The organism is Hyphomicrobium sp. (assembly GCF_019744875.1).
Taxonomy (GTDB): domain Bacteria; phylum Pseudomonadota; class Alphaproteobacteria; order Rhizobiales; family Hyphomicrobiaceae; genus Hyphomicrobium_C.
The window spans coordinates 23,324-34,724 of record NZ_JAIETU010000014.1 but is presented as its reverse complement, the minus strand read 5'-3'; the positions used below and the strand labels follow the sequence as shown (position 1 = coordinate 34,724).

11 protein-coding genes and 2 pseudogenes are annotated in these 11,401 nt (G+C 62.5%); 4 read left to right on the top strand and 9 right to left on the bottom strand.

Annotation, left to right across the window (positions count from 1 at the left end; genetic code table 11):
* Positions 1 to 351 (top strand): annotated as a pseudogene (locus K2Y42_RS19290) (hypothetical protein); the annotation flags it as partial.
* A 175-nt stretch (positions 352 to 526) separates the two neighbouring features.
* On the opposite strand, the gene bluB reads toward K2Y42_RS19290, so the two are convergent.
* The 6 genes from bluB to K2Y42_RS19260 all read right to left on the bottom strand — a co-directional run bounded on the left by bluB (position 527) and on the right by K2Y42_RS19260 (position 3,776).
* Complete coding sequence (bluB, locus tag K2Y42_RS19285) at positions 527 to 1,150, bottom strand: 5,6-dimethylbenzimidazole synthase (protein WP_291155789.1); 624 nt, start codon at positions 1,148 to 1,150, stop codon at positions 527 to 529.
* Positions 1,151 to 1,200: 50 nt separating this feature from the next.
* The gene (gene queF, locus K2Y42_RS19280) at positions 1,201 to 1,662 is read right to left on the bottom strand and encodes a preQ(1) synthase (RefSeq protein WP_291155786.1); all 462 of its coding nucleotides are present in this window, start codon (positions 1,660 to 1,662) and stop codon (positions 1,201 to 1,203) included.
* Between the two features lie 17 nt (positions 1,663 to 1,679).
* The gene (queE, locus tag K2Y42_RS19275; RefSeq protein ID WP_291155783.1) at positions 1,680 to 2,435 is read right to left on the bottom strand and encodes a 7-carboxy-7-deazaguanine synthase QueE; all 756 of its coding nucleotides are present in this window, start codon (positions 2,433 to 2,435) and stop codon (positions 1,680 to 1,682) included.
* On the bottom strand, positions 2,414 to 2,770 hold the full coding sequence (locus tag K2Y42_RS19270) for a 6-pyruvoyl tetrahydropterin synthase family protein (protein ID WP_291155780.1): 357 nt from the start codon (positions 2,768 to 2,770) through the stop codon (positions 2,414 to 2,416). Before K2Y42_RS19270 ends, queE begins: the two co-directional genes overlap by 22 nt.
* Positions 2,770 to 3,468 (bottom strand): 7-cyano-7-deazaguanine synthase QueC, encoded by a 699-nt coding sequence (gene queC, locus K2Y42_RS19265; RefSeq protein WP_291155778.1) that lies wholly within the window; start codon positions 3,466 to 3,468, stop codon positions 2,770 to 2,772. Before queC ends, K2Y42_RS19270 begins: the two co-directional genes overlap by 1 nt.
* A 95-nt stretch (positions 3,469 to 3,563) precedes the next feature.
* Positions 3,564 to 3,776, bottom strand: coding sequence for a bifunctional hydroxymethylpyrimidine kinase/phosphomethylpyrimidine kinase (locus tag K2Y42_RS19260; RefSeq protein WP_291155793.1), 213 nt, complete (start codon positions 3,774 to 3,776; stop codon positions 3,564 to 3,566).
* Positions 3,777 to 3,822: 46 nt separating this feature from the next.
* Here K2Y42_RS19260 and K2Y42_RS19255 point away from each other — a divergent pair.
* The 3 genes and pseudogenes from K2Y42_RS19255 to K2Y42_RS19245 all read left to right on the top strand — a co-directional run.
* Positions 3,823 to 4,020 (top strand): annotated as a pseudogene (locus tag K2Y42_RS19255) (transposase); the annotation flags it as partial.
* 302 nt (positions 4,021 to 4,322) lie between these two features.
* On the top strand, positions 4,323 to 5,564 hold the full coding sequence (locus tag K2Y42_RS19250) for an aminodeoxychorismate synthase component I (protein WP_291155776.1): 1,242 nt from the start codon (positions 4,323 to 4,325) through the stop codon (positions 5,562 to 5,564).
* Complete coding sequence (locus K2Y42_RS19245) at positions 5,519 to 6,184, top strand: aminotransferase class IV family protein (protein ID WP_291155773.1); 666 nt, start codon at positions 5,519 to 5,521, stop codon at positions 6,182 to 6,184. The genes K2Y42_RS19250 and K2Y42_RS19245 overlap by 46 nt, the downstream gene beginning before the upstream one ends.
* A gap of 435 nt (positions 6,185 to 6,619) precedes the next feature.
* Here K2Y42_RS19245 and K2Y42_RS19240 read toward each other — a convergent pair whose 3' ends face one another.
* From K2Y42_RS19240 to K2Y42_RS19230, 3 genes are read right to left on the bottom strand one after another with little or no spacing between them, the layout of a single operon-like run.
* Entirely contained in the window at positions 6,620 to 7,336 is a 717-nt protein-coding gene (locus tag K2Y42_RS19240) for a SprT family zinc-dependent metalloprotease (protein WP_291155770.1), read from the bottom strand.
* Positions 7,333 to 10,548 (bottom strand): HsdR family type I site-specific deoxyribonuclease, encoded by a 3,216-nt coding sequence (locus K2Y42_RS19235; protein ID WP_291155767.1) that lies wholly within the window; start codon positions 10,546 to 10,548, stop codon positions 7,333 to 7,335. Before K2Y42_RS19235 ends, K2Y42_RS19240 begins: the two co-directional genes overlap by 4 nt.
* On the bottom strand, positions 10,545 to 11,393 hold the full coding sequence (locus K2Y42_RS19230; protein ID WP_291155764.1) for an HAD family hydrolase: 849 nt from the start codon (positions 11,391 to 11,393) through the stop codon (positions 10,545 to 10,547). Before K2Y42_RS19230 ends, K2Y42_RS19235 begins: the two co-directional genes overlap by 4 nt.
* Between the last annotated feature and the right edge of the window lie 8 nt (positions 11,394 to 11,401).

Below are 11,401 nucleotides of genomic sequence, written 5' to 3'. Positions count from 1 at the left end.
AAGCCGGACGATCCGGTGTCGCGCCTGCGCGAGCGCGCCGACAATATGGCGACCACGGCGGCTGCGATGAAGAAGATCGCCGAGGCGGCCGACCCGCTCTACAAGACGCTGGATGACGGCCAGAAGCGGCGGCTCGCCGTCCTCGCGATCACCACGAGCTTGCTGAACGGATGCGGGACGGTTCGTTCTGAGCATGGCAGGCTCGCGACTTGCCCGCCCGTGGTCGAGTATGGCCGGGAGTTCCAGGCGCGGGCAGCCGACGAGCTCAATCTGCTGCCGGAGGGATCGGCAATCGTTGAAATGCTCGCCGACTACAGCGTCATGCGGGATCAGGCGCGGGCGTGTCGATGATCTTCCAATGGATCAAAACGCGATCGAGCAACTTGAAGAGCTCGGCTTCGTGGTGCGCCACCGCGATGGGACAAGCTCGTCAATATGAGTTTATCAACGCCCGCCGTTAAGGTCTTCTGCGAGAACGAAAATGATCAAGAGAGAACGGGACGTTTCCTGAAAAAAAGCAGGCCACTCACCTTTCCAGCCATTCTGTCGACGTATCATGTTGCCAACCGTTTCTGTGTAGGAGCGGGCGTTCTTCAGGCGACTCCGCGTATCCCAGACAGAGATAGCCTGTGAATACCCAGCTTTCCGGAACATCAAAAAGGGTGAGGATTGACTGAGGGTCGAGTATCGATACCCAGCCCAGGCCGATGTTTTCGGCACGTGCGACCAGCCAGAGCGTGTGGATCGCCATGGCGGTGGAAAATTGCAGGGTTTCCGGCATCGTCTGGCGCCCCAGACCCCGCCCTTCGATGGGCGCTGTTTCGGTGAACACGGCAAGATGCACCGGCGCCTCACGAAGGCCCGCCAGTTTCAGTCGGACATATTCCGCCCTAGCCGGTTCATCATAGCCAGCCGCCGCTTCGCGGTTGCAGGTTTCGAAAGTGTCCTGCACGCGGCCACGCAAGCTTTTGTCTTTAATCTGCAGGACCCTCCATGGACGGGAATTGCCGACCGATGGCGCCAGATCCATGGCGGCGCGCAGGCGGTCGAGGACCGGTTGAGGAACTGGATCGGCGCGAAAGTGACGGACGTCGCGCCGCCAGCGCAGGATGTCGTTCAGGGTCTGGGCTTGTGTCTTTGAAAAATTCATTTCGCGCTCATTCGCCTTGCCGACCCATTGGCGTTCTCGCCTGCCAATGCTCAGCCACGCCCGCGATAGGTTGGCACGCCCTGATCGGGAACCCAGACGGCCTGCGGCGCGGGCCCGGTCTGATAGAACACGTCGATCGGGATGCCGCCGCGCGGATACCAATACCCCCCGATGCGCAGCCACTCGGGGGCTAGCGCTTCCACAAGTCGTCTGCCGATCGATACGGTGCAATCCTCGTGAAAAGCCCCGTGATTGCGGAAGGCTCCGAGGTAGAGCTTCAGCGATTTGCTTTCCACCAGCCACTGTCCCGGCACATAGTCGATCACTAGATGTGCGAAATCCGGCTGGCCGGTCATGGGGCACAGCGAGGTGAACTCTGGCGCGGTGAAGCGCACACAGTAGGGCGTGCCCGCCTGCGGATTCGCCACTCTCTCGAGCACAGCGTCATCGGGGCTTTGCGGCAGCGGGGTCGCGGTGCCGAGCTGTTTGAGGTCTTTGTATATGTCTGTCATGTCGGTCTCCGTCGCGGTCAGACACCGCGTTTGTTGCCCCAGATCAGGACGTGCAGCTGCGGCAGCACATGGGCCGCATACCATCGGTCCGCGATGACCCGGTCGACCAGCCAGGCCATGCGTCGGAGAATGCCTTCAATGTCGATGCAGGCGTCAATGTCCTGCGGCCCCGGCGGAGTGTGATTCCCCGGTTGCAGATAGACGGGCAGATCCGGAAACCGCGCGGCCGCGTCGCGGGCATAGATGAAGTCGGCCTCATCGAAGACCACGAACTTCAGGACGATGCGCGGCCCCGACGCGGCTGCGTCGACGCAGGCCCGCAACGCCTTCCAATCGGTTGCCATTGCGCTGGACGGCGGCTTTGGGCTGAGCACCAGCACGTCCAGATCGGCGAACCAGCCCCGGCTGACCGAACCCTGCGTCTCTAGCGCGAAGCGATAGCCCTGAGCCTGCCCCTGCTGGATGAGTGGCCCTAGGGGCTGGATGGCGGGGTTCCCGCCGGAGAGCGACACCATCAGGGGCCTATCCCCCGAAAGCACGCGCACCTTGGCCAGAACTTCGGCGGTGGCCATCAAGCGCCAGTCCGCGCGAAAGCGGCTATCGACGGCGTGCAGGCTGTCGCACCAAGAGCAGCGAAAGTCGCAACCGCCCGTTCGTACAAATACGGTGGGCTGGCCGATCAGCGCGCCTTCGCCCTGAATGGTCGGCCCGAAGATCTCGCTGATCCGGATGTCATCAGAGGTTGACGCGATCACGGCCGGTACTCCGCCCAAGTCTTGGGCGTCTCGCTGACCCTGACTGCGATCGTTTCGGGCCAACGCAGCTTGCACCAGTCAAAGAAGTGCTGGGCCAGACATTCGGCGGTGACGGCGTCATGGCCGAGCACAGCGTTCAGATGTCGGTGGTCAAAACTCTCGTCGAGGTAGCGCTTGAAGGGGCCAAGCTCGTGATAATCGCGGACGAAGCCGAATGCGTTCAGCTCTGCCGCGGCAAGCTCGACCACGACGATGTAGTTATGTCCATGCAGCCGCGCGCACTGATGGTCTGGCGGCAGGCGGCACAACTGATGCGACGCAGAAAAGTGGAATTCCTTGGTGATGCGGAACATCAGCGCACCGCCCGCCTTACGGCTTGCCGCCAAAAATCGGCATCCTCATAGATGGTGGGATCGGCGATGCCTGCCAGATCGAAGGCCTCGCGGCGTTCCACACAGGTGCCGCAACGCCCACAATGAATCGCGCCGCCCTTGTAGCAGGACCAGGTCTCCTCGAAGGGCGTGCCATATCGTGCGCCGTCCGTCACGATCGCCGATTTCGCCGCATTCACGTAAGGCGCGAGCAGCGTGATTTCGGCATAACCTTCCAGCGCGTGGCGCTGCATGGTCTGGAACGCGTCGATGAAGCCGGGGCGGCAGTCGGGATAGATGAAATGATCGCCGCCATGCACTGCCGTGGCCACCGCATCCGCCCCGCGCGAGGCGGCCACTCCGAAGGCAATGGTGAGCATGATGGCGTTGCGGTTCGGCACCACAGTGATGCGCATGGTTTCTTCCGCGTAGTGCCCGTCAGGCACGGCGACGTCGTCCGTCAGGGCCGAGCCGGACAGGCTGCGGCCAATGTCGCGAATGTCGATGGTCTGGTGCGGCACCTGCAGGCGGGCGGCGCAGGCGGCGGCGAAGGTGACTTCTTTGCGATGTCTCTGGCCGTAATCGAACGAGAGAAGCCCAAGCAATTCATGCTTGGACGCGACCATGTGGGCAAGAGAAACAGAATCCAATCCGCCGGAGCAGATCACGATGATTTTCATTTTGCTGTCCTTGTTTTGACCGGGTAGGCTGCGACCGGCAGTCTGAAAGCAGCGATACACTACACCGCAATGACTGTGTATGTGAGGCCCGTTGGCTATATCCACTTCCACAAGTAATGTTTTGCATGGCCACAGGGGCTGGCCAGATCATCACCACGCGCCAGATGAGCGGCAATGGCGCTGGCCAGAGTGCAGCCGGTACCGCGCCGGGTGCCAGGCTTGCATGGCACGGCGAATCTCAGGGGTGGCGCGTCCGGGCGCAACAGCCAGTCGACCGCCTCGGCGCCGTCGCCATGGCCACCTTTCAGCTATATCAGTACTTTACGAAGTGGAGAAGGTTCGACGTCAGGCCACCCGCAGGGCTTCGATGCGGGCAAGAAGGTTACGGGCCGCAAACGCCACATCCTCGTCGACCCCCTCGGCCTCCTGTTGATCGTCGCCGTCCATCCGGCCGATGTGCAGGATCGCGATGGAGCGCGCGAGCTGCTGCGCACAGCCCGTCGCCTGTTCCCCTTCGTCAAGCGCATCTTCGCCGACGGCGGCTATCAGGGGACCGAAGATGGCCGGCACCCTCATGCTGCCAAACGCGACTGCATGACAAGCAGGCCAGGCACGCCGGAGAGCACGACGCGTCGGTCGCTGCTACACCATTTCTTGGGACACGACCCGCCGGCGCCAGACCGCGCGGCCGCATCCGGAGCCTGAGCAGACGGAACTCACCGCTGGCGAGTGCTCGACTTGCGCGATACAACGCCGCTCGCGCAGGCATGATCGGCCAGGCCGAGCCGGCGCAGATCAGCCCGAGCGACCGATCGCGAGACGACGATTCCGGGCCGCGACAGGGAAGGCGATGCATGGCTGAACCGGTGTGTGTGATCGACGCGAGCGACGGCGAGCGGGGCGTCGAGCCGGTCGGCGCCCGGTTGATGGCGTCGGCGCCTCTGCCGATGCGCCCGCTGGCTCTGCCCTCTCGCGCACCCTACGTGCTGCTCGAGGATTCGCGCGCCGGCGATGGCCTGCTGTTCGAGGCGCCGGTCCGCCGGTTCGTCGCCACCGATGCCGACGGCGCACATCGGGCGCTGGAGGGGATGGAGCGGGCGCTGGCCGATGGGCTGCATGTGGCAGGCTATGCCAGCTACGAACTAGGCTATCTCTTCGAGCAGCGCCTCGAGGCGCTGCTGCCGCAGAACCCGCGGACTCCGCTGATCCAGATGGCGGCGTTTCGCGCGCCATGTCGGGGAATGCCGCCGCTAATGGAAGGCATCGGTGTGATCCACGCCGCCCGTCCCGTCTGGTCGCGCAGGGCCTATGCCGACCGCTTTCAGAAGGTGAAGGACTACATCGCGGCGGGCGATGTCTACCAGGTGAACCTGACCTTCCCGTTCGACGTCGAGTGCAGCGGCGCTCCGGCGGCGCTCCATGCCCGCTTCCGCGCCTCGCAGCCCGTCGCGCATGGCGCCATTGTTGCGCTGGGCGATCCGACGGTGCTGAGCTGGTCGCCCGAGCTCTTCTTCCGGATCGCCGACGGTACGGTCAGCTCGCGGCCGATGAAGGGCACTAGCCGGCGCGGCCGCTCGCCCGAAGAGGATCGCCGCCTCGCCGCCGAGCTGGCCGCCGACCCGAAGCAGCGGGCCGAGAACCTTATGATCGTGGATCTCATCCGCAACGACATCGGCCGGATGAGCGAGATTGGCTCGGTCCGGGTGCCAGACCTGTTCCGTGTCGAGACCTACCCCACCCTCCACACCATGACCTCGACGGTCGAGGGGCGCATCCGGGCGGGGCTAACGGCGCGCGACATCTTCCGTGCGCTGTTCCCCTGCGGCTCGATCACCGGAGCGCCCAAGATTCGGGCGATGCAGATTATTCACGAGCTGGAGCATATCCCCCGCGGCGCCTATTGCGGCGGGATAGGCTATTTCGCGCCGGACGGCACCGCCTGCTTCAATGTAGCGATCCGGACGCTGTCGGTCTTCGATCGGGGGCCTGCCAGCTATGCCGCGGGTGGCGGAGTGATTTATGACAGCCAAGCGGACGCGGAGTACGATGAATGCCTGCTGAAAGCGAAGTTCCTCCTCGGTGCGATCTCCGGCTGATCGAGACGCTGGGCTGGCGCGCGGCGGCCGGCTTCCCACGGCTCGATCGGCATATCGCGCGCCTGACGCGCTCGGCCGATGCACTGAGCTTTGCCTGCGATCCGGATGCAGTCCTCGCGGCGCTCGAGGACGCAGTGGTGGAGTTCCGGGGCGCTTGCGCCCGCCTGCGCATGACGCTCGATCGTGACGGTCGGGTCGAGGTCACGGCGGCTGTACATCAAGATCTTGGGCCGGAAGCCGAATGGCGCGCGACGATCGCGACGCAGCGACTAGATCCGGCTGAGCCCCTGCTAGCCCACAAGACCACCGCGCGCGACGTCTACGACGCGGCGCGCGCCGAGGCGGCTGCAATGGGGGTTGAGGAGGCGATCTTCCTGAACGACCGTGGCGAGCTCTGCGAGGGCGGCATCACCAACATCTTTGTCGAGATGGGGGATGTGCTGCTGACCCCTGCTCTCGGCTGCGGGCTTCTGCCCGGCTGCCTGCGCGCCGAGCTCCTGGCCAGCGGGCGTGCGTGCGAAGCCGTGCTGACCACAGACGATCTCCGGTGCGCCGAGCGCTGGTATCTGGGCAATTCCCTGCGCGGCCTGATCCCGGCACGGCTGGTGGCGCACAACTGACAACGCCCCTCAAAACCGTGTTACGAGCAAGACTGGATGGCACCCCGATGGAGATGGCAGGTGGCAGCTATGTAAGGCGGCCTGGAGGCGTTCCAACATGGCACAGAGATCATTGGAACCCGGTTCCCTTCGCTCCGCCAGTTCGATCCCCGCGAATTTTCTCCGCGCTCGGACGCTTGGCTGAAAAGCTCAAGGAATTGCGCGGTTTGGGTGCAAGCCTCTGGACTACGCCGCCTGGAAAGTCTGCTCCGTGGGTTCTCTCTCCGCCGATTTTCTCTCAACCTCTGGACTGAACGGACGGCAGTACGGATTCGTAACTCATTGTTCTAAAGATAATTTCAGCCTTTTCTTCTCGGGGGTTGTTCGCATCCCTATCGCCGACCGAACGATTCATTTCATGCGCGCTTGACGCCCTTGGTGGCGTTGATGGCCCGCTCAAGCCATGACTCTTTCGAGCCGGTGCTTGCGCTTGGGCCAATCGGGCAGAACGCGATCCAGCAGTTCAAAGAACTCTGGACCGTGGTGCGGTACCGCGATGTGGCAGAGCTCGTGCACGATAACGTAGTCGATCGCGTCGATCGGCGCTTCGATCAGCCGCCGATTGAGCAGCAGGCGCGATGCGGGTGACATCGAACCCCACCGCTGCCGGAGTTGGCGGACGATCAGGCCTTTGGGGCGGAAGTCTTCAGGGGCCGGGAAGCGCAGCAGATTGACTTCCAGGCGCTCGGCGAATTTTGAATAAGCCCGCTGCCGATACCAACCCTCGACAAGTTCGCGGGTGACCTCGGTCCGCTCGGGCGTAGGCGTTTGGACTACGATGAAGCCGCGGACGAGCTTCACCGTCGCCTGAACGTGGGAGGCCACGTTGAGCCGATACTGTCGGCCCAAATACAGGTGAGTTTCGCCAGCCACATACCGACGATCCGGCGTGCGCGGAAGGAACTGGATGAAATATCGCTGCTGACGCCGGATCCATGCAGCGCGCTTGCGCACCTTCTCCTCGATCGCAACCAGCGAAGCATCCAGCGGAGCCGCGACAACAACGGAAGCATCCGGCTCGACAGCGATTTCCAGCGTCGTCCGTTCACGGCGAACGATGGCGAAGTCAATCCTGTGTTCACCGTATTGGACGCTGTGCTGCTCCGCCTTCATCCGGGAAACCGCGCCCGTGCGAGATCCATGATCTTGAGTTCGAGATCGTCCATCACCTCGACAGGCAAGGCGACGCCACGTTCACCGCGAAGCACGTCGAAAAAATAGTCGTCGATGGCATTTCGCATTTTGTTCTGAGCGATGTCGTTGGACCAGACGTCAACGATGTGATGGGTCTTGATGATATCGATGACCGTGAGTGCGATCGCGGCAACCTCATCCGCTTCAATCGGGTTGCCATCTTCGGTCGTGAGCGCGCCTTCGAGGATCCCGAAAAACGCCTGCCCATCGTCGTTACCCTTGATAGGATCCGGCACCTCGCGGCCCCGGTCCTTGCGCGCAACCTTGCTCGCCAGATCGACGACGTTCTTGAGGTAATCCCGTTCGGAAATCCGCTTGGCTCGATAGTCGCGGATGGTTTCTTCCAACAGCTCCGAGAAGCTGCGGTAGAAGGTCGGGTCCTTGTCCATCTTTTCAGTGATGGTCCGACGCGTCGCGCTGGCGATTCGGTCCGCCCTTGATGCCTCGGAGACGCCCGTTTCCTCCACCACGGCCTTCAGAGCGTCCGGGTCGTTGATATTGACCATCTCGATGATCGTTTCGGCCGGCATGGCAACCACATGGTCGTCCAGCAGCTTCTGGATCTTTGGCTCGAACTCCTTGACGTCGACGGTCTCCTGGTAGCGCAATTGAACCGAGCGCCGCAGCTCGGAGAACTGCTTCCAGTCCCTCTTCATGGCGTCGATCTTCACCTGGTTGAAGACGTCAAAGAGCTTGTCCGACGACAGCGAGATATGAAGGCAGCGGCTGAACGCCTTCAGTCGTTCATAGAACTCCTGCCGGATCGCCTCATCGGCCAGGAACTGTTCGAACTGCTCCATGTCTTTCCTGTTCTTGACCGGCTTGAACAGGTCCCAGAGTTGATCGTGCAGCTGGGGCAGCTTCCGGATTTCCTCGCGCACGTCGTGGACAGTGCCGGCGAGATCGGCGGCGTCAAAGCCCTCGAAGGCGCTATAGGTCGTCAGCGCCGTGTCGAGTTCTCCGAGCAGCCCCTCATAGTCGATGATGAAGCCGAACTGCTTCTCGGTCGCGCCGTCTTCGTATAGCCGGTTCACGCGGGCGATCGCCTGCAGCAGGTTATGCTCTCGCAGCGACTTACAGACATAGAGCACAGTATTGCGAGGTGCATCAAAACCGGTCAGCAGCTTCGACACGACGATGAGGATCTCCGGATCGCCCGAGCCCTTGAACGCCTCGATGATCTGCCTGGTGTATTCATCCTCGGTCTTGTAGCGAGCCATCATGCGCGCCCAGAAGCCGCGCACCAGGTCCTTCGATTCCTTGTCGACCTCCTCGTTACCCTCGTTGTCATCGGGCGGCGAGATGATGATCTCGCTGGTGACGTGCCCGATTTCGTCGAGCACTTCCTTGAAGCGGACGGCTGCTGCCTTGGACGGCGCCACCAGCTGCGCTTTGAATCCCGTGCCTTGCCAGTGCTGGCGGAAGTGCTCCGAGATGTCGAAGGCTTTCGCTCGGATCGCCTGGCCGGTCTTCGACAGGGCGTCCATGCGGGAGAACTTGCGCTTCAGGTCGGACTTCTGGCTGTCGGTAAGACCTTCGCTGATCTTGTCGAACCACTTGTCGATCACGCCGCCATTGACCTGCTGCTCGACAAGACGGCCTTCGTAGAGCAGCGGCACGACGGCTCCGTCAGCAACAGCCTCGTCGATCGCGTACTTGTGGATCAGGCCGCCGAAGGTCGAGAGTGTATTCTTCTCCTTCTTCAGGAGTGGCGTTCCGGTGAAGCCCAGATAGCAGGCCTTCGGCAAAAGCCGACGCATCCGCGTGGCGAACTGGCTGTGACCGCCATAGCGGCCGGTCTGCGAGCGATGGCTTTCATCGACCAGGACGAACACGTTAGCATCCACGTCGACATCCTCGGCGGATTTGGCTGCCGTATCGAACTTGTTAATGATGGTCGTCACGAGCGGACTCCGGTTTCGGATCAGCTCGATCAGATGCGCCCCGCTGGTTGCCCGGACAGGTTCCAGTTCACAGGACTTGAACGTGTCCTTGATCTGTTTGTCGAGATCGTCGCGGTCGGTAACGATCATAATACGCGGATTGGGGATGGCCTTGTCGAGTGCGAGAGATCGCCCCAGCATCACCATGGTCAGCGACTTGCCCGACCCTTGAGTGTGCCAGATCACGCCACCCTTACGGCGACCGTCCAGATGGAACTGGCGGATGCGTTCGACAGCCTTCCGGATCCCGAAGAACTGCTGGTGGCGCGCGACCTTGCGTGCGCCGCCATCGAAAACGGTGAAACGACGGATTAGGTCCAGCAGGCGTTCTGGCCGGCACATCGCATGGATTGCGCGGTCTTGCGCCGTGATCGCGCGCGCACCTTCGGCCGCCAGGGCATCGAAATGGGCGCGCGCAAAGGCGAAGTCGCCCGAGAAGACGGCGTTGGCCTCCGCCGCTGTGAGAGGGCGATTGGCCAGCGGATCGATGGTCTCGTCCCTGTCTTCCTCATCCCGCCACGTCTGCCAGAACTGCCGTGGAGTTCCCACGGTGGCGTATCGCGCTTCGACACGGTTCATAACCATGAGAAGCTGCGCAAAGTGGAACAGCTGCGGAATGTTGTCCTCATTCTGATAACCGATCAGCTGGCTACCCGCCTTCTTGAGGCTCTCGGTGGGCCGCTTGTTCTCGATCACGAGGAACGGGACGCCGTTCACGTAAACGACGATATCGCACCGCTTGGTCTGCGTGCTGGCCGTGCGCTCGACGGAGAGTTCGGCCGTCACGTGATAGACGTTGTTCGATGGGGTCTCCCAATCGACATAGCGGAACGAATAGGACTTCGAATCTCCCTGGATCGTCTTGGTGATCGTCGTCCCGAGCACGAGCGTGTCGTAGATGTCCTGGTTGGTGCCGCGCAGTCCTTTTTGCCGGTCAGGCGTGGGCTTCAGCCGCCGGATGGCTTCGTGCGCATCCTCGAGGTCGAAAGGATACTCCCGCCCGCGGTGGGTGAAGCTGTTGATCCGCAGAAGCTGGTCGGCAAGGATGTCGTCGAGCACCACGTTGCGCAGACGACCGCCGCGCAGGCGCACGGCCTCGGCCTGTGAAAGCGGCGTGAACCCCAGCGCCACCAGGAGCTGCAGGGCAGGGATCTGGGACTGATGCTTTTCGGCGGCGTCGAAGGTCATTGAGAGCCCTCCGAGAATAGCCCGGACAGCGCCGCGCGTGCCGCGACAGCGTTGATGTTCGCCTTGATGACGCGATCGAGTTCACTGCCGTCCGTGTAGATCGCGGGCACGGCGCAGTGCACCCGGCCATCCTTGATGTAGTTGTCGGCCTTGCCGCGCGCGCCCTTGGTGTGGGGCTTGAACACCGCGACCGAAAGGCCGCCCTGTTCCTTCACGAGTCGAAAGCACGGAATGTCAGTCGAGCCGTCGCCGATGAACACCATGTTCTCGAATGGCACGGGTCTGTCACGCTTCTCGACGAACTGGTTGACCTTGCTGTTGTCGCTGAGGTCGAAAGCGCCCTTGTTGATGCGGAACAGGTACTGCGTCTTTGTCGTATAGTTGACGGCAAGCGCCGGCCACGCGGCCACGCCATTTTCGTCAAACATGAACTTCGACGCATAGACTTGGGCGAATTTGGAGGCGATGAGCGTCCCGGCGAAAATCTCGGCATTCCCTGACGAGACGAGATAATGCGTGATGCGGACGCCCTGCGCCCTGCCATAGCCAGTGATACGGTCGAACCAGTCCTCGACCCCCTCGAACAACTGGATCGCCTTGCCCCGCGCCTTGAAATCCTCGCGCCTGACCGGAACGCCCGCCGCGGCGGCCTTGCGCAGCATCAGGTTCATGTAGACGAGCACTTCGTCGGCCTGATGCTCCTTGGTGAGGCGCTTCACCTCGGCCCAGAAATCCTTCGGTTTCATGCCGATATCGGGCAGGAACTGGTGTTCCTGCATGTTGCCGTCCGCCAGCGTGCCGTCGAAGTCGTAGGCGATCGCCATCTCGATGTGTTTTCTGGCCATGCGCTTCT

Excerpts from the sequence above, each read along its gene's own strand:
- bluB (WP_291155789.1), bottom strand. The coding sequence starts at position 1,150 with ATGAATTTTTCAAAGACACAAGCCCAGACCCTGAACGACATCCTGCGC.
- queF (WP_291155786.1), bottom strand. The coding sequence starts at position 1,662 with ATGACAGACATATACAAAGACCTCAAACAGCTCGGCACCGCGACCCCG.
- K2Y42_RS19270 (WP_291155780.1), bottom strand. The coding sequence starts at position 2,770 with ATGTTCCGCATCACCAAGGAATTCCACTTTTCTGCGTCGCATCAGTTG.
- queC (WP_291155778.1), bottom strand. The coding sequence starts at position 3,468 with ATGAAAATCATCGTGATCTGCTCCGGCGGATTGGATTCTGTTTCTCTT.
- K2Y42_RS19250 (WP_291155776.1), top strand. The coding sequence starts at position 4,323 with ATGGCTGAACCGGTGTGTGTGATCGACGCGAGCGACGGCGAGCGGGGC.
- K2Y42_RS19245 (WP_291155773.1), top strand. The coding sequence starts at position 5,519 with ATGCCTGCTGAAAGCGAAGTTCCTCCTCGGTGCGATCTCCGGCTGATC.
- K2Y42_RS19240 (WP_291155770.1), bottom strand. The coding sequence starts at position 7,336 with ATGAAGGCGGAGCAGCACAGCGTCCAATACGGTGAACACAGGATTGAC.
- K2Y42_RS19235 (WP_291155767.1), bottom strand. The coding sequence starts at position 10,548 with ATGACCTTCGACGCCGCCGAAAAGCATCAGTCCCAGATCCCTGCCCTG.
- K2Y42_RS19230 (WP_291155764.1), bottom strand. The coding sequence starts at position 11,393 with ATGGCCAGAAAACACATCGAGATGGCGATCGCCTACGACTTCGACGGC.